This window comes from Chryseobacterium piperi (assembly GCF_002285635.2).
Taxonomy (GTDB): Bacteria; Bacteroidota; Bacteroidia; order Flavobacteriales; family Weeksellaceae; genus Chryseobacterium; species Chryseobacterium piperi.
In genome coordinates, this window is the sequence record NZ_CP023049.2 from 2,626,786 (window position 1) to 2,645,515 (window position 18,730).

Genomic DNA, 18,730 nt, shown 5'->3' on the forward strand with positions numbered 1-18,730 from the left:
AGATTTTAGATTTTTAAGAAGACCTCGACAGGTCTTCCATCTCACTGATACAAAAGTCTTTATTACTTTAGGAAATTTCGGTTAATGGAAGGTTAATGATGGGTTAATACCCATTAGGAAAACAGGAAAGTGTTTATATTTGTTCTAATGATTTCGAAAAGTAAAAATCTTGTTGCCCTTTTCACTGCCCTGTTCCTGCTCCTATTGGGAATCCAGGTATATTTTATGTATCAAACATATCAGGTAAAAAAAAGGGAGATCTATAGAACCGTCTATGATAGGCTGGATGATTACACAGACAAGTTTGAGGATAAAGGAGGAATAAGAAAAATTACGAATGATTCTGTACAGAAAATTTTTATCCAGTACCATAACAGGGAAATCACCAAAAAGGATTTTACAGATTATTTTGAAAGAAACAGGAAAAATTCTGAAAATGAGTTTAGTAATTTTGTAGACAACCAGTTCAAGAAAGAAGGTTATAGAATCGCTGCGAGGGTCGCCTATTTACAGATTATTTTCACACCGGACAGTTCTAATCTTATCGATAAGCCTATAATTCTCTTTGAAACACGAAATAAACTGGTAAAAGCAGGAGTTTCGAATACCGGAAGGTGGGAGACCTCTTCAGTATCAGAATCAGGAATCAGCCGGAAATTTGACAGAAACAATACTTTTTTAGTCAAAAGCGAAACCGGTTTTGAAATTCTCAATATCAAATCTGTCGTTTTCAGAGAATTGACCCTGTTGATCCTATCTTGTATTATTTTATTATTGAGTGTCCTAATGCTCTATATTTTTACGGTTAAAAACTTAGTGCAGCAACAAAAACAAGTTGAGGTTCTCCATACTGTTGTAGACAATATTTCACACGAATTTAAAACACCTATTGCCACACTGAAAATTGCATCTAAAGCATTAAAAAAGAATTTAAACCCCGAAACCCTACCCCTGATTGACAGACAGATTGCCCGTCTTGAAAGCCTGATGCTACAACTCCATCAGGATCAGACTACTGGTACAATAGCAGAAATACAGCCTGAAGATTGGAATCTTTTTATTGAAGACCTATCCTTCACTTATCCGGAAACCCGGTTCATTCTAAAAAATGAAATTGAACAGAATCTTTCTTTTGACAAAACCCTGATGGAAACAATTATTAAAAACCTTTGTGAAAACAGTGTAAAATATGGAGCTTCTGATGTAAAGGTCGACATTTCCAACCCTCAACAGCATTTGGAAATCATTGTTTCAGATAATGGACAAGGCATCGAGAAACATGAACTTAAAAATATTTTTGAAAAGTTTTACAGAATTCAGTCCAACAACATCCATAATAATAAAGGGCTCGGACTGGGCTTATATTTTGTTCAAAATATCATTAAAAAATATCATGGAAAGATAGATGTGATTAGTCAGCTTAAAGAAGGAACAACTTTTAAAATACGGATCCCTTATGAAAACTAAAATTCTTTTAGCAGAAGATGATCCTGATTTCGGGATGATTCTGAAACAATACCTGGAGCTGGATGAATTTGAAGTAACCTGGTTTCAAAATCCGGAAGAAATCATCCCCTTACTCAAATCTGATTTTCAGTTCCATATAGGCATTCTGGATATTATGATGCCTAATATGGACGGGTTCTCTTTGGCTAAGATCATCTTAAACGAAAAACCTGAATTCCCACTTTTATTCCTCACCGCTAAAAATCAGAAGATTGATCGCCTGATGGGTCTAAAAATGGGAGCTGACGATTATATTGCGAAACCTTGTGATCCTGAGGAATTAATTTTGAGAATTAAAAACATTTTAAAGAGAACTTCCTCATCACATCCTGAAATTCCGTTAAAAATTGGAAACTATACTTTAGATCCGGAAAGATTATTATTATCCCACCCCCAAGAAAATATTCGTCTAACCATCCGCGAAAAAGATCTTGTACTCTACCTTTTAAAACATAATCACCAAACGATAAAGCGTGATCATATTCTGGACAACCTCTGGGAAACCAATGATTATTTTACAGGAAGAAGCCTGGATGTATTTATCAGCCGGCTTAGGAAGTATTTTGCTAAAGATCCGCAAATTAAAATCCAATCCATAAGAGGAATTGGATTTGAAATTGAATTTCCGGATCAATAATTTTAAAATGATAAATCTGTCAACACCGGAAAGTGATCTGATGGATATAACAGGTTTTCTCTTCTGTCGTTAATATGCCTGTGTGATTTTATTTTCATTCCTTTTACAAAAATATAATCTATCCTGTCTTTCGGAACTTCATTAATATTAAATGCCGTGAAGGTCCCTACAGGTCCATAATGCTTGGTTTCAGAATGATAAAAACTATCTTTAAGATTTCGGGAAAGAATCTTAATCGGCTCTGCATCATCCGTTAGATTAAAATCTCCGCTTAATATGATCGGCAAATTTCCGGGATTCAGCTCTTTCATTTTTTTCAAAATCAATTCTGAAGATTTTACCCTTGCGACATTTCCGACGTGGTCGAAATGAATGTTCATGGCCAAAAATTCTTTCTTAGATTTTTTATCCCTGAAAAGAGCATAGGTACAAACTCTGTTGCACGCAGCATCCCATCCTCTTGAAACTTTTTCAGGAGTTTCCGACAGCCAGAATGTTCCAGATTTTATTACATCAAGTTTTTCTGTATTAAAAAAAAGAGCAGAAAATTCCCCCATTTCCTTTCCGTCATCTCTACCTACACCTACGTAATCATAATTTTTCAATCCGTTTTTAAGTCCTTTCATCTGCTCAGGAAGCGCTTCCTGAACACCAAAATAATCAGGGTGATAGTAAGTTAACAAGTCAAATACGTCCTGCTTTCTTTCTGTCCAGGCATTCTCTTTATCAGATTCTACCTGAAGCCTGATATTAAAACTCATTACTTTAAGGTCCTGTGAAAACCCTAATGCAAAGATCATTAAGGATAAGATTGAAAATCTGAAATTCATAGTCATATATTTTAAGAACAAAAATAAAGAGGCTGTCTCAAAAGGACAGTCTCTTTTTAGTATTTCATTGAAAAAAGATTTCGATATTTTGAATAAAAAAAATATCTTGGAAAAAAGAAGATATAAGTCAAAAAAGCAGTCTGTTTTAGGCTGCTTTTGACATTTTCTTTAGATTGTGGGCAATTGCGAGTATGCCGATTTCTACCTCGACTTTATTTTTTCCCCGAAGCATGAATCGTTTAAAATTTTTGTTGTGTTTGAGCTCTGCAAAAACAGGTTCAACATCATGGCATCTTTGTTTTCTGAGTTTGATGCCCTTGCTGGTATTAAGAAGTTTGAAAACCTTTTCTCTGATTTTTGCCAATTTAGGATTGTTTTGTGAAGTGGTTATTTGTCCCGATTTCTGATCTTTTCTGAAGTAATTATATTTAACATAAGCTTTTATTTTCTTAGATTTTAACAAGTTGTAATTTTCTTCTGAGCCATAACCAGCATCAGCAACAAGCTCTTTGGGAGCTTTATGATAGCTTTCTTCAAAACCCAGTAAATGAGTCGCTAATGTTTTGGTGTCTGTTGGGTTGGGATGAATTGAATAATGTAAAATGAATTGTCTATGGGTAGAAATTTGTAGATTGTAAGCGGGTTTTAGTTGTCCGTTTCGCATATGATCCTCCTTCATTCGCATAAAAGTAGCGTCTGTATCGGTTTTGGAATAGGAATTTCTATCTTCTAATAATTCTTGCTGTTTTTTATATTTCTCTAAATTATCTGCCCAGTTTTTCTTAGCATAATTCAGTTTCTGACGAACTTTTGAAGCTACTTTTTTATCTTTCAAAACTTCATTGATCTTTTCGATGGTTTGAGTTACTTTTTCAGAATCTACTTCTTTAAAATCAATACTTTCTGTATTTTCAAGCTCGTCTTTGGCAACTGTTTCTGCATAGTTCCAAAGCTCTTCTAATTGCTCTGCAATCCTTTCTTTGTGTTTTTTGACAGCTCTTCCCCAAACAAAAGTATAGCGATTGGCATTGGCTTCTATCTTGGTGCCATCTACAAAAGTGGTTTTCAGACTTACCAAACCTTCCTTTTCCAAAAGAAGAACAATTTGTGTGAAAATAGCTTTAATCTCACCTTTCAATCGTTCACTACGGAACCTGTTTAAGGTGTTATGATCGGGACGGCTCATTGCAGAGAGCCACATAAAATGGATGTTTTCTTTCAAGGCCTGCTCCATTTTGCGGCTTGAATAGATATTGCTTAAATAGCCATAAATCAAAACTTTCAAAAGCATTTTCGGGTGGTAGCAAGATGTTCCGCCAGGTTTGTAGGTTTTAATTAAGCTTTTGATATCCAAGCCATCAATAATGTTTGAAACAATTTTCACAGGATGTCGCTCATCAATCAACTCCGATAAATTGGGAGGAAAAAGCAGATTTTCTTTGGGGGTGTAATCTTTAAAGACTACTTTTGACGTACTTAACACAATGCAAATTAATCAATTTGCAACTATTAGGAAAGCGAAAGCTTTCCTTTTTGCATAAAAAAGGCTATCTCTTTTGAGACAGCCTCTTTAAAATGATCATTATATTGTTAAATTATTTTTAAGATAATTACGAAATCTATTCTTTATTAAATTTGAATTCTCTTCCGCTCTCTGCAAAAGTAATTGACTTTTTATCTTTACTGAAAACTATGGATAGATCAGCCTGCTCAAAAACAAATTTATTATCTCCTACATAATCCAGAGGGAATTCCGGTTGCCCCGCCGCTTTTCCATAAAGTTGTCCGCTTTTTTCTGTAAATGTTATTTTAAACGGAATTTCTTTACTTCCAAATGTTCCGGTAAAATCTTTCGGATTGATCTTTTCTACAGGTTTTGCTTCCGTAGAGTTCCACACATTATTTTTTGGATTGATATCAGGAATCTGGGAATTAGGATCCAGCTTTACTTCATCAATCTCTTTATTCGAATCCACTTTAAATGTCCATTCCGTGTTACGCTTCCATACCTCAACAGGGATTTTTACAATTTTTGTTGTACCATCCTTGAACTTTATCTGAACAGTAGTAGGCATCGGCAGTTGACCAAGGTTCTCCACCGTGACCTGAGCTCCGTTTTTAAAATCTCCACTGACATATTTTACATTCTTAACCGATTGATCGATCTTCCATTTATTGAAAAACCAACCTCTCCAGAACCAGTTTAACTCTTCCCCTGAAACATTTTCCATAGTATGAAAAAAATCCCATGGTGTAGGGTGTTTAAAAGCCCAACGATCTATATAGGTTCTGAAAGCTTTATCGAATTTTTCCGGTCCGAGAATCGATTCTCTCAATATATCCAATCCTGTACCCGGTTTATAATAAGCAAGAACTCCAATATTTCTTTCTTTCATATTATCGGGACCTACCATAATAGGTTCAAACTGATCACTCATCAGAAAACTTCCGGCTCGGGCAATATTTTGTTTCTTGTGATATTCCCCTTTATTAAACGCTTCCGTTGATGGCCCATTGATAAATGTATTAAACCCTTCATCCATCCAGGCAAACAGTCTTTCGTTAGAGCCCACAATCATCGGGAACCAGTTATGTCCAAACTCATGATCCGTTACTCCCCAAAGATCTGCTCCCTTAGAAGTCATGTGACAGAATACAATTCCAGGATATTCCATTCCTCCTTCATTCCCCGCAACATTAGTCGCCGCAGGATAGGTATATTCATACCATTTCTTTGAATAATGCTCTATTGCAGCTTTAGTATACTCGGTAGATCTACCCCATGCATTATCACCTGCACTTTCTGCAGGATATGCAGAGATCGCTAAAGATTTTTTTCCACTGGGTAGGTTAATTTTGGCTGCATCTAAGATAAAAGCAGATGAAGAAGCCCATGCAAAATCCCTTGCTTTTTCAATTTTAAACTTCCAGGTCTTCGTACCGGAAGACTGGTTTTTCCCAATTTCAGACGCAGGGCGTATCATAATAGTTTTATCACTATTTCTTGCCTGATTCCATCGGTTATTTTCTTCTTTACTGTACACTTCTTTTTCATTTAGAAGCTCTCCCGAAGCGACTACATAATGATTGGCCGGCACTGTAATAGTAGCATTGATATTACCATATTCCAGATAAAACTCTGAAGCCCCAAGATAAGGCATCGTATTCCAGCCCAGGACATCGTCATACACACACATCCGTGGGTACCATTGTGCCATAGTAAATACTTTACCATTTTTAGTTTCCTGTACTCCCATTCTATCAGACCCATATTCCGGTGAGACAAAAGAATATTCAATCTTAATTTTGGCAACTCCACCTTTGGCTTTTAGTTCCTTAGGCAGATCAATCTGCATTCTTGTATCAGTAATCGTGTATTTCACATCTCTACCGTCAAGTTTTACAGATTTAATAGTATAGCCTCCATTAAACTCTTCCCCATGAGCTCCATTCCTGCTTCCGGAAAGTGGAACTACCGCATTGCCACGAGAATCTTTAGCAAACAGATTCTGATCCAGCTGTAACCAAAGAAATTCCATCTGATCTGGACTATTGTTGGTATAAGTAATTTCAGCAGTTCCTATTATTTCATTTTTTGATTCATTCAGGCTTACATTCAGATTATAATCTGCTGAATTTTGCCAATAGGCATGCCCCGGCTGTCCGCTTGCGGAACGGGTTTCCGTACCTGTCTGAGGATAAAAAAAGGGCTTAAATACTTCTGTATAATCGTATTTCAGAGTTTCCTGGGCAAAAGCAGTTCCTGAAAGAAGATAGACTGCAATAGTAGAAACGAGGATCGGAAGTTTACAATTCATGTGAAAAGGTTTATATAATAGGTAAAAAAGATCCCGGAATTGTTACAAATCCGGGATCTTTTTTTTATATAATTTCAATTAATTTGATTTCTTTGATTTGATCATCGCCTCCAGAGCATCCCACATTTCCTGGGGAATATCCTCCAGCATATTAAACTCTCCTGCTCCCTGAAGCCATTCTCCTCCGTCGATTGTTACGACTTCCCCATTCATGTAAGCAGAATAATCTGAAACAAGATACGCAGCCAAATTAGCTAGTTCCTGATGTTCTCCTACTCTTCTTAAAGGAACCTTTTTTCTCATATCAAACTTTTCCTGCAAATCACCAGGAAGTAATCTATCCCATGCCCCTTTTGTAGGGAAAGGTCCCGGAGCAATGGCATTGAAACGAATACCGTACTTTGCCCATTCCACTGCTAAAGATCTGGTCATTGCCAGAACCCCAGCCTTGGCACATGCTGAAGGAACGACATAAGCAGAGCCTGTCCATGCATACGTGGTCACAATATTTAAAACCGTTCCCGGAGTTTTTGAATCGATCCAATGTTTTCCTATGGACAGCGTACAGTTTTTTGTTCCTTTCAGAACGATATCTAAAATAGAATCAAATGCCGAATGAGTCAGCCTCTCTGTAGGAGAGATAAAATTACCTGCTGCATTGTTCAGCAATATATCTATTTTACCAAATTCTTTTAACGCAGCTTCCTTCATAGCTTCTACCTCATCCCAGTTTCTAACATCACAAGCCACACAAAGCACTGTTCCGCCCGTTTCTGCCTCCAATTCTTTTGCAGTCACCTGCAGTTTTTCCAGGTTCCTGGAAGTAATTACAACTTTAGCCCCAAGCTCAAGAAAATACTTTGTCATTGCTTTTCCAAGGCCACTTCCTCCTCCTGTAACAATAGCTACTTTATCCTTTAGTGCGCCTTCACGCAACATAGGTTGTGTATATAGATTCATACAATTTAATTTTTCCTAAAAATAATAAATATTAAACGGATAAAGCCTAGAATATATTAATAAATAGATGTTATAAATAATTATTCCCCTTTCATTTGAGAACAATTTGGCTGAGAATACCTCCACGCCATTTTTAATCCCCTATAAAATAAAAAAACCTGACAATTACGTATCAGGTCTTCCTCACTTTTAAATATATTATTACGAAACTACTCCTTTGAATGAAAGCGTTTTAGGAATCTTACTTTCGCTTGTTGTTACTTTAACAGTTTTCATAAATGCTCCCGGATTTGCTGCATTATAGCTGGCTTCTACAAATCCTTTTTTTCCTGGAAGAACAGGAGTTTTAGTATAATCTGCTGTTGTACATCCGCAAGATGGCGTTACATTTTGTATCACAACCGGTTTGGAGGTCGTATTGGTAAATTCAAATCTAATTACTTTAGGTTTTCCCTGAGGGATAGTTCCTATATCTATAAATTCTGAATTCCATTTGATAACGTCTGCAACTATTTTTACCACAGGCGTATTTTCAACAGGAAATACTCCAGCATAAAACGGCGAGAATGCTAAAACAGCTAACAGAGCCGAGATTTTTAATTTTTTCATAAGTGTAAATTTTAATATAATAGTTAAAAAAGAAATCTGTTATTATCTTTTTAATATGACAAATATAGCTGAGCTGATGAACCCTGCATGTTAATCACTTTCAAACATTTGTTAACGAGTTGTTAATGATGGGAAATAAATAGATATTTTTGGATAATATTGCCTCTGAAAAATGGAAATAAAGAAACTCAATATTATTATCACATTAGGGTTTATTGCTATAATAGGAATCCTGATCGCCCAGCTCCTATGGACACGGCAGGCTTATAATCTTGAAGATAAAAAATTCAACCAAACAGTAAATATTGCTTTACTGGAAGTTGTAGAAAAATTATCCGGAGGAAAAGCTGCTTTTAATGAAAGTCCTGTTCAGAATATCTCCAATGATTATTATGTAGTTAACCTTAATAATGAATTTCATCCCGCAGTACTGGAACATTATTTAAAAACAGAGTTCAATCACTTCCAGATCAACACAGATTATGTATATGCATTATATAATTGTCATAGTGATAAGATGATCTATGGGAAATATGTTTTGAAAAACCAGGAAGATTCTGAAAACAGAATCATTAAATTTCCCAAACATAAAAATCTGGTATATTACTTTTCCATCCGTTTTCCCGAGAAAACTACTTATCTGATAAGCTCTTTACGGTTTTGGTATTTGCTAACATTTGCCCTTATCATTATTTTGCTTGTATATGTATATTCCATATATACCATTATTCAGCAAAAGAAATTTTCAGAATTACAGCGGGATTTTATCAACAATATGACCCATGAATTCAAGACCCCTCTTTCTTCAATACTTTTAGCTTCAGAAGCCCTAACCAACCAGGATACCATAAAAGTAAATCCTAAATTGCAGACCTATACATCTATTATTACCGACCAAAGCCACAAGCTCAATAATCACATTGAAAAAATACTAAACATTGCCCGAAATGATGCTTCGGGACTGTCATTAAAGCTTCAAAAAATAGTTTTATTACCGTTTATTCAGGAAATTACCAACACTGTAAAACAAAAAAATGATAATATATCTATTCAAATAGAAGTTGAGCATACTATTGCAGTACTTGCAGACGAATTTCATTTTGCAAATGTCATCTACAACATTTTGGATAATTCTATCAAGTACTGTAAAACAGAACCCAGTATTATCATTTCTTCATTTAAAGATTCAAAAGGTCTATATTTAAAATTTAAAGATAATGGAATGGGTATCCCCTCAAAAAACATTCCCTATATTTTTGATAAATTCTACAGGGTAAATACTAAAAAGAGTGATGAAATTAACGGTTTTGGGTTAGGCCTATTTTATGTAAAAAAGGTTGTTCAGCAGCATAACTGGAAAATTTCAGTTGAAAACAATACCGATACAGGAATAATCATCACCCTGTTTTTACCGTTTAAAAAAACAACAATATGCAAGTCATGGAAAAATCTAAAATCTTATACGCAGAAGATGATAAAACGATAGCCTTTCTCATTCAGGATAGTTTGGAAAGCTATTATGAAATCAGCTGTTATCCTGATGGAAAATCGGCGCTTGAAGCATTTGACACTCAAAGTTTCGATATTTGTCTGCTAGATATAATGATGCCTGAGATAGACGGGTTTGAACTGGCGCAGAAGATCCGTAATAAAAATTCTGAAATTCCCATTATTTTTATTTCTGCTAAAACATTGAAAGAAGACAGGATTAAAGGATTGAAAATTGGTGCAGATGACTATTTGGTAAAACCATTCAGCATTGAAGAATTGATATTAAAAATTGAAGTTTTCTTAAAGCGTTCCAAGAAACCTAATAGCTATGCATTAAAATACAAAGTTGGAAAGTATGATTTTGATCCTAAAAACTATACTTTAACTGATCTGGAAAATACAATTAACCTTACCCAGAGAGAGTCTGAACTACTCCTCTATTTTATACGTCATAAAAACACGGTTCTCAAAAGACAGGATATCCTGAAGGCAATCTGGGGAGATGATGATTATTTTATGGGACGAAGCCTTGATGTATTCATTTCCAGACTAAGAAAAGTATTTGCAGATGAACAAAAAATATTCATTGAAAATCTACACGGCATAGGATTCCGATTTTATGAAAAACAATAAAATTTGAATGGATTTTATAGAATTTAAACTGATGGATCGTAATTCTTTGATTTTTATTTAAATTTATCCCTCAGAAAAATACTCGCCATGAAAAGATCAGGAATCTCCGTTTTTTTATTCATCCTATTTTTTAGCATTTATGGTAAAGCTCAAAAATTTGAAAAACTCATTCAATATGTAAATCCAATGATAGGAACTGAAAAGATGGGGCATACCTATCCCGGGGCAACCGTTCCTTTTGGATCAGTCCAGCTAAGTCCGGAAACAGATACGATTTCTTATGAGCTTAACGGGAAATACAACGGAGAGGTTTATAAATACTGTGCAGGATACCGATACGAAGACAAAACAATTGTAGGTTTCAGCTCTACCCATTTTAGCGGGACAGGCCATTCGGATCTTGGAGATTTATTACTTATGCCAACTGTAGGTCAACTACAATTGAACCCCGGAACAGCTTCACACCCTGAAAAAGGCTACAGAAGTAGATTTTCACATCAAAACGAAAAAGCAGAGGCCGGTTATTATCAGGTAAAACTGGAAGATCATGGTATTTTAGCAGAACTTACTGCTACTACGAGAGTCGGGGTTCACCGTTATACCTTTCCAAAGTCAGATCAGTCTCACATTATTTTAGATTTAATGGCCGGTATTTATAATTATGACGGCAAAAATGTATGGACATATGTTCGGGTAGAAAACGGAAACACGATTACAGGATACCGACAAACTAGCGGATGGGCAAGAACCAGAACAGTGTATTTTGCCATACAATTTTCCAAACCTTTCAAATCTTACGGCCAGAAAAATTATGATGGTAAACAAGTATATGGCGGATTTTGGAGAAAGTTTGACCAAACCAGGAACTTCCCGGAAATTGCAGGTAAGAACCTGAAAATGTATTTTGACTTTGATACCAATGAGAATGAAGCTATTGAAGTAAAACTTGCATTATCCCCGGTAAGCCAGAAAAACGCTTTGGATAATCTGGAAAAAGAAACCGCCCAATTATCTTTTGATCAGGTAAAGGCTAAAGCTCAGGAAGACTGGAATAAAGAACTAAATAAAATCGTTATTAAAAGCTCCGAAACTGAAAAAACAAATTTCTATACAGCCCTATACCATACGTTTATCAATCCTACAACCTATATGGATGTTAATGGAGAGTATAAAGGCTTGGATCAGAACATTCACAAGGCAGAAGACTTTACTAATTATACCACTTTTTCACTTTGGGATACTTATCGGGCACTTCATCCACTATTTAATATCATTCAACCCAAAAGAAATGATGATATTGTAAAATCAATGATGGCTCATTACGAACAGTTTTCTATGAAAATGCTTCCTATCTGGTCTCATTATGCCAATGAAAACTGGTGTATGAGTGGCTATCATAGTGTGAGTGTGGTTGCCGATGCAATTATTAAAGGTGTATATACAGGAGATGCAAAAGAAGCATTGAAAGCCTGCGTAGAAACGGCTAACAAAAGAGATTATGAAGGTATTGGATCGTATATAGATTTAGGATATATTCCTGCCGAAAAAAGTGGCACTTCAGTATCCAATACTTTAGAATATGCATATGATGACTGGGCAATTGCTCAGCTCGCGAAACATTTGGGAGAAACTGAAATTTATAATCAATTCATTAAACGATCTGAAAACTGGAAAAATAATTTTGACAAAAGCACAGGTTTTATGCGCCCCCGTTTAGCAGACGGAAGTTTTAAAAAAGAGTTTGATCTTCTGAGTACTCACGGGCAGGGTTTTATCGAAGGAAACTCATGGAACTACAGCTTCTTTGTTCCTCAAAACCCTGATGCATTGATCACATTGATGGGTGGGAAGAAAAAATTCTCATCAAAACTAGACGAATTATTCACTATGCATCTGCCTGATGAATTTTTTGCAGATACAGAAGATATTACCCGGGAAGGAATTATCGGTGGTTATGTCCACGGAAATGAACCGGCTCACCATGTAGCTTACCTTTATAACTGGGCCGGACAGCCATGGAAAACCCAGTCGCAGATCCGCCAAATTCTGGATATGCAATACAAAGCGACTCCTGATGGATTAGGAGGAAATGATGACACCGGGCAAATGAGTGCCTGGTATATTTTAAGTTCTCTTGGATTTTATCCTGTTGCCCCCGGTTCGGAAGATTATGCAATCGGAAGCCCTGCCGTTGATCATGCTACCCTGAATCTGGAAAATGGAAAAACTTTTGAAGTTGAAACAATCAATCAGAGCCCTAAAAATGTATACGTTCAAAAGATTCTTTTAAATGGTCAGGAAATTAAAAACTTTACTTTAAAGCATTCCGATATTGTAAAAGGTGGAAAACTTACTTTTTATATGAGCAATAAAGCAAAAAGATAATTCGCCTAATTACAAGTTTTAAACGCAATCATCTGCCAAATCTGCATGATCTGCATGATCTGCGAGAGAAAGCTATAACTCAAGATATAATAGGTTTTGGCTAAAGCCAATGAGTATTCAAAATCAAAAAGAGGCTGTCTCAAAAGGACAGTCTCTTTTTAGTATTTCATTGAAAAAAGATTTCGATATTTTGAATAAAAAAAATATCTTGGAAAAAAGAAGATATAAGTCAAAAAAGCAGTCTGTTTTAGGCTGCTTTTGACATTTTCTTTAGATTGTGGGCAATTGCGAGTATGCCGATTTCTACCTCGACTTTATTTTTTCCCCGAAGCATGAATCGTTTAAAATTTTTGTTGTGTTTGAGCTCTGCAAAAACAGGTTCAACATCATGGCATCTTTGTTTTCTGAGTTTGATGCCCTTGCTGGTATTAAGAAGTTTGAAAACCTTTTCTCTGATTTTTGCCAATTTAGGATTGTTTTGTGAAGTGGTTATTTGTCCCGATTTCTGATCTTTTCTGAAGTAATTATATTTAACATAAGCTTTTATTTTCTTAGATTTTAACAAGTTGTAATTTTCTTCTGAGCCATAACCAGCATCAGCAACAAGCTCTTTGGGAGCTTTATGATAGCTTTCTTCAAAACCCAGTAAATGAGTCGCTAATGTTTTGGTGTCTGTTGGGTTGGGATGAATTGAATAATGTAAAATGAATTGTCTATGGGTAGAAATTTGTAGATTGTAAGCGGGTTTTAGTTGTCCGTTTCGCATATGATCCTCCTTCATTCGCATAAAAGTAGCGTCTGTATCGGTTTTGGAATAGGAATTTCTATCTTCTAATAATTCTTGCTGTTTTTTATATTTCTCTAAATTATCTGCCCAGTTTTTCTTAGCATAATTCAGTTTCTGACGAACTTTTGAAGCTACTTTTTTATCTTTCAAAACTTCATTGATCTTTTCGATGGTTTGAGTTACTTTTTCAGAATCTACTTCTTTAAAATCAATACTTTCTGTATTTTCAAGCTCGTCTTTGGCAACTGTTTCTGCATAGTTCCAAAGCTCTTCTAATTGCTCTGCAATCCTTTCTTTGTGTTTTTTGACAGCTCTTCCCCAAACAAAAGTATAGCGATTGGCATTGGCTTCTATCTTGGTGCCATCTACAAAAGTGGTTTTCAGACTTACCAAACCTTCCTTTTCCAAAAGAAGAACAATTTGTGTGAAAATAGCTTTAATCTCACCTTTCAATCGTTCACTACGGAACCTGTTTAAGGTGTTATGATCGGGACGGCTCATTGCAGAGAGCCACATAAAATGGATGTTTTCTTTCAAGGCCTGCTCCATTTTGCGGCTTGAATAGATATTGCTTAAATAGCCATAAATCAAAACTTTCAAAAGCATTTTCGGGTGGTAGCAAGATGTTCCGCCAGGTTTGTAGGTTTTAATTAAGCTTTTGATATCCAAGCCATCAATAATGTTTGAAACAATTTTCACAGGATGTCGCTCATCAATCAACTCCGATAAATTGGGAGGAAAAAGCAGATTTTCTTTGGGGGTGTAATCTTTAAAGACTACTTTTGACGTACTTAACACAATGCAAATTAATCAATTTGCAACTATTAGGAAAGCGAAAGCTTTCCTTTTTGCATAAAAAAGGCTATCTCTTTTGAGACAGCCTCTTCTATTGAGTTACAATTATTGGTCTATGTATGATCTTGTTCTTGCGATTTCACAATTCTAACTTTTTCAGCTAATTACTCCTGAACTTCAAAAAGCAATCGCTCTCCAAATTTTTGTTCCGTAATTTTCCCGTTATCATAAACCAGATTACCATTAACAAATGTATGGGTCACTTTAGACTGGAAATTTGTTCCTTCTAAAGGACTCCATCCACATTTATATAAAATATTTTCTTTATCAACGGTCCAGCTGTCATTTAAATCAACCAGTACTAAATCCGCTTTATATCCTTCTCTTACAAAACCTCTTTTTTCTACCCTGAAAAGAATAGCCGGATTGTGACACATTTTTTCAACAATTTTCTCTAAAGAGATTTTCCCGTTTTTATAGTTTTCAAGCATTACCGTTAGTGAATGCTGTGCCAAAGGCGCACCAGACGGACACTTGGTATATACATTTTGTTTTTCTTCCCACGTATGAGGAGCATGATCTGTGGCAATTACATCAATTCTATCATCTAATAGCGCTTCCCAAAGTCCATCCTTATCTTTTTGCGTTTTCACAGCAGGGTTCCATTTGATCAAACCGCCTTTAGTTTCATAATCTTCATTAGTGAAAGTTAAGTGATGTACACAAACTTCTGCTGTTATCTTTTTATCCTTTAAAGGAATATCATTTCTGAACAATGCTGTTTCCTTTGCTGTTGAAAGGTGAAAGACATGAAGTCTTGCCCCTGTTTTCTCCGCAAGCTCGATCGCTTTGGAAGAGGACTTATAACAAGCTTCCTCACTTCTGATCAGATGATGAAACTTCATAGGAATATCCTCACCATACTCATCAAGATACTTCTGAGTATTGGCTCTGATCGTTGCTTCGTCTTCACAATGAACGGCGATAAGCATTTTGGTGTTACTAAAAATATTTTCTAAAGTTTCAGGATTATCCACCAACATATTTCCTGTAGAGGAGCCCAAAAATAATTTAATTCCAGGCACATTTCTCGGATTGGTTTTTAAAACTTCTTCAAGGTTATCGTTTGTCCCTCCCATCATAAAACCATAATTGGCATAAGCTTTTTGAGAAGCAATCTGATATTTATCAGCTAATAGCTCCTGTGTTACAGCATTCGGAACTGTATTCGGCTGGTCGATAAAACTCGTTATTCCACCGGCTATAGCAGATTTTGATTCTGTTTCGATATCACCTTTATGCGTTAATCCAGGTTCACGGAAGTGCACCTGATCATCAATTACTCCCGGAAGTAGAAACTTTCCAGCAGCATCAATAATCTGATCCGCATCTTCAGATATTCCGGATTGTATTTTAGAGATTATATCATTTTCAATTAAAATATCGCTTTCGAAGGTTTTTCCTTCATTTACGATTGTTACATTTTTGATAAGGGTCCTCATTTACTTTTCTTTAGACTTTAGATTCCTTACAAAATTAAGGTTTATGAATGAATTTTAATATCCTTGATAAAAAATCAATTTCTAAATATTTACATTTGCAAAAAATTTCGCATTTTGAAAAAACTTCTTAACGAAACTATTATCTATGGAATCGGGGCAATAATGCCAAGAGTAATCTTGTTTATTCTGAATCCTTTATATATTAATCAGATTGAAAATAAAGACTTTGCTATATTTTCAAATTTATATGCTTTAATATCTTTCGTTAATATCATGTTATCTTTTGGGTTTGAAACTGCTTTTTTCCGTTTCTCTGCAGAAAAGGATAATGAGAAGAAAACATTCAACACTTCATTCTGGTTTTTATTTGGTTTATCTACGCTTTTCCTTTTAGGATGTTTATTATTCAGTCAGACTATTGCAGATACGCTGGAATATTCTAGTAACCCTGAATACATTCGCTGGTTCGCATGGATTGCCTTTTTCGATAATCTTTGTGTTATTCCTTTTGCTTGGTTGCGTTATAATAATAAACCGATAAAATATTCACTGGTTAGAGTTCTTCAATCATTTTTCCAGACTATTGTAACCGTTGCTTTATTCTTATATATCCCTTTAAGTGTATCTCAGGGGTTTGGTCTAAAAGAAAAAGTATCATTTCCATTTTACAGTAATCTGGCAGCTAGTTTATTAGGTTTTATATTATTACTACCCATTGTATTTAAGGTGCAGTTTCAATTCTCCGTCGATCTTTTTAAAAAGATGATTAAATATTCATGGCCCATCATGATTGCCGGACTTGCTTTTATGTTTAATGAAAATTTTGACAAGGCCATACAGATATTCTATATTCCTAATGAAGATGCCGGAGCCTACGGTGGGTGTTATAAGCTTGCAGTCTTAATGACTCTGTTTGTCACAGCATATAGAATGGGAATAGAGCCTTTCTTCTTTAAGCAGATGAGCAATGAAAATGCTAAAAATACATACGCTAAAGTAACAGAATACTTCACTTTTTTTGCATCTACCGTCGCTATGGGAATTATTGCCAATATTTCATGGTTAAAACAAATTCTTATTCCGAACAGCACTTATTGGATTGCTATTGATATTATTCCAATCATCGTCATTGCCAACCTATGTTTTGGAATCTATTATAATTTTTCAACCTGGTATAAAGTAATAGACAGAACCAAAGTAGGAACTATCATTTCTTGGCTGGGAGCCGGTATTACCATTGTTCTCAATCTACTGTTCCTTACCAAATATGGTTTTATGGTTTCCGCATGGGTTACGTTTATCGCTTATTTTGTCATGATGATCACGTCTTACCTACTAGGACAAAAATATTACCCCATTCCATACCGAATTAAGAAAATGACTTTCTTCCTAGGGCTGTTAATGGCTTTTAGCTTTATTATCGTTTATTTCTTCAATTACAATTTTTGGGTTGGAAATATCCTGTTTCTACTGTATGCAGGAATTCTGATATATACTGAAAAAGACATGTTATTGTCAAGAATCAGAAAAAATTAACATTTGGTCTCTATTTTGATGCTAAACAACATTATTAAAAATTAAACATACATTTAAAGAAAATATTCGTTACTATTAAAAATACTTCCTATAGCTATTTTTAAATTGAAAATTAACAACTAAACATCCTAATATAATTTATGAAAATTATCGTACCTATGGCTGGACGTGGTTCCAGATTACGCCCACATACATTAACAGTTCCTAAGCCTTTGATTCCTATTGCAGGAAAGCCTATCGTACAGAGACTTGTAGAAGATATTGCTAAAGTTGCCGGTGAGGAAATTGAAGAAGTAGCTTTTATAATCGGGGATTTTGGCCCGGAGATTGAAAAATCTTTGCTTCATATTGCTGAAAAATTAGGCGCAAAAGGGAGCATATATTATCAGAATGATCCCCTTGGGACAGCTCATGCCATTAAATGTGCTGAAGACTCTATGCAGGGAGATGTAGTGATTGCTTTTGCAGATACATTATTCCGTGCCGATTTTCAATTAGATAAAAATTCTGATGGTGTTATCTGGGTAAAAAGTGTTGAGGATCCATCGGCATTTGGGGTTGTTAAATTAGATAATTATGGCTTCATTACAGATTTTGTTGAAAAACCACAGACCTTTGTTTCTGATTTAGCCATTATTGGTATTTATTACTTTAATAGTGCCGAGAAATTGATGTCAGAAATCAATTACATCATGGATAATGATATAAAAAATGGAGGTGAGTATCAATTAACAACTGCTTTGGAGAATTTAAGAGCCAAAGGAGCTAAATTCACTCTTGGAAAAGTAAATGACTGGATGGATTGTGGAAATAAAAATGCCACGGTAGAAACCAACAGCAAGATCCTTGACTATGAAAAAGAAGAGATGTCTCATTATCCTGCTTCAGCCGTAATTGAGAATTCTTTAATTATTCAGCCTTGCTTTATTGGTGAAAATGTGAAAATTTCTAATTCAAAAGTTGGTCCCGGAGTATCTTTAGGAAACAATACGGTTATCGTTAATTCAAATATAGAACACTCTCTTATCCAAGAGAATACAAAAATAAATCACGGAAATTTATCTAATTCTATGATTGGTAATTCTGCTCAATATTTTGGAGTTGCCAGAGAGATTTCATTAGGTGATTATTCTGTTTTAGATTTTTTATCTAAATAACCAGGAATAGGAATTATAAATAAAAAATACATTCAAACCACACAAAAAGACTTTGTGTGGTTTGGCGTTAATATTGCAAAGTAT

At 35.2% G+C, this 18,730-nt stretch carries 14 protein-coding genes; 7 read left to right on the forward strand and 7 right to left on the reverse strand.

Annotated features, from left to right (window positions below):
• Window positions 1–147 precede the first annotated feature (147 nt).
• Window positions 148–1,467 carry a sensor histidine kinase gene (locus tag CJF12_RS11455; protein ID WP_034688215.1) on the forward strand — a complete coding sequence of 440 codons (1,320 nt, stop codon included), beginning with the start codon at window positions 148–150 and terminating at the stop codon, window positions 1,465–1,467.
• Window positions 1,457–2,143, forward strand: a complete 687-nt coding sequence (locus CJF12_RS11460; protein ID WP_034688218.1) for a response regulator transcription factor — start codon at window positions 1,457–1,459, stop codon at window positions 2,141–2,143. Before CJF12_RS11455 ends, CJF12_RS11460 begins: the two co-directional genes overlap by 11 nt.
• Before the next feature lie 2 nt (window positions 2,144–2,145).
• Here CJF12_RS11460 and CJF12_RS11465 read toward each other — a convergent pair whose 3' ends face one another.
• From CJF12_RS11465 to CJF12_RS11485, 5 genes are all read right to left on the reverse strand, one after another.
• A complete protein-coding gene (locus tag CJF12_RS11465; protein ID WP_034688221.1) occupies window positions 2,146–2,973 on the reverse strand; it encodes an endonuclease/exonuclease/phosphatase family protein in 828 nt (275 codons plus the stop codon).
• A gap of 145 nt (window positions 2,974–3,118) precedes the next feature.
• On the reverse strand, window positions 3,119–4,456 hold the full coding sequence (locus CJF12_RS11470) for an IS1182 family transposase (protein ID WP_095591034.1): 1,338 nt from the start codon (window positions 4,454–4,456) through the stop codon (window positions 3,119–3,121).
• Window positions 4,457–4,592: 136 nt separating this feature from the next.
• Window positions 4,593–6,791 carry a M1 family metallopeptidase gene (locus CJF12_RS11475; RefSeq protein ID WP_034688160.1) on the reverse strand — a complete coding sequence of 733 codons (2,199 nt, stop codon included), beginning with the start codon at window positions 6,789–6,791 and terminating at the stop codon, window positions 4,593–4,595.
• A gap of 78 nt (window positions 6,792–6,869) precedes the next feature.
• Entirely contained in the window at window positions 6,870–7,751 is an 882-nt protein-coding gene (locus tag CJF12_RS11480) for an SDR family oxidoreductase (RefSeq protein WP_034688162.1), read from the reverse strand.
• Window positions 7,752–7,952: 201 nt separating this feature from the next.
• Window positions 7,953–8,360, reverse strand: coding sequence for a DUF1573 domain-containing protein (locus CJF12_RS11485; RefSeq protein ID WP_034688164.1), 408 nt, complete (start codon window positions 8,358–8,360; stop codon window positions 7,953–7,955).
• 172 nt (window positions 8,361–8,532) lie between these two features.
• Between CJF12_RS11485 and CJF12_RS11490 the strand changes: the two genes are divergently transcribed.
• From CJF12_RS11490 to CJF12_RS11500, 3 genes are all read left to right on the forward strand, one after another.
• Window positions 8,533–9,846 carry a sensor histidine kinase gene (locus tag CJF12_RS11490; RefSeq protein WP_084675697.1) on the forward strand — a complete coding sequence of 438 codons (1,314 nt, stop codon included), beginning with the start codon at window positions 8,533–8,535 and terminating at the stop codon, window positions 9,844–9,846.
• Window positions 9,801–10,484 (forward strand): response regulator transcription factor, encoded by a 684-nt coding sequence (locus CJF12_RS11495; protein ID WP_034688166.1) that lies wholly within the window; start codon window positions 9,801–9,803, stop codon window positions 10,482–10,484. The genes CJF12_RS11490 and CJF12_RS11495 overlap by 46 nt, the downstream gene beginning before the upstream one ends.
• A gap of 87 nt (window positions 10,485–10,571) precedes the next feature.
• Window positions 10,572–12,869, forward strand: coding sequence for a GH92 family glycosyl hydrolase (locus CJF12_RS11500; RefSeq protein WP_084675698.1), 2,298 nt, complete (start codon window positions 10,572–10,574; stop codon window positions 12,867–12,869).
• A gap of 247 nt (window positions 12,870–13,116) precedes the next feature.
• Here the strand turns inward: CJF12_RS11500 and CJF12_RS11505 are convergent, their stop codons facing one another.
• Together CJF12_RS11505 and CJF12_RS11510 are read right to left on the reverse strand one after the other, a co-directional pair.
• Entirely contained in the window at window positions 13,117–14,454 is a 1,338-nt protein-coding gene (locus tag CJF12_RS11505; protein ID WP_095591034.1) for an IS1182 family transposase, read from the reverse strand.
• Window positions 14,455–14,615: 161 nt separating this feature from the next.
• Window positions 14,616–15,953: a dihydroorotase gene (locus tag CJF12_RS11510; protein WP_034687859.1), complete on the reverse strand. Its 1,338-nt coding sequence runs from the start codon at window positions 15,951–15,953 to the stop codon at window positions 14,616–14,618.
• A 114-nt stretch (window positions 15,954–16,067) separates the two neighbouring features.
• Here CJF12_RS11510 and CJF12_RS11515 point away from each other — a divergent pair, with 114 nt between their 5' ends.
• Both CJF12_RS11515 and CJF12_RS11520 read left to right on the forward strand, forming a co-directional pair.
• Entirely contained in the window at window positions 16,068–17,489 is a 1,422-nt protein-coding gene (locus CJF12_RS11515) for an oligosaccharide flippase family protein (RefSeq protein ID WP_034687856.1), read from the forward strand.
• A gap of 140 nt (window positions 17,490–17,629) precedes the next feature.
• A complete protein-coding gene (locus CJF12_RS11520) occupies window positions 17,630–18,646 on the forward strand; it encodes a sugar phosphate nucleotidyltransferase (protein WP_034687854.1) in 1,017 nt (338 codons plus the stop codon).
• Window positions 18,647–18,730 lie beyond the last annotated feature (84 nt).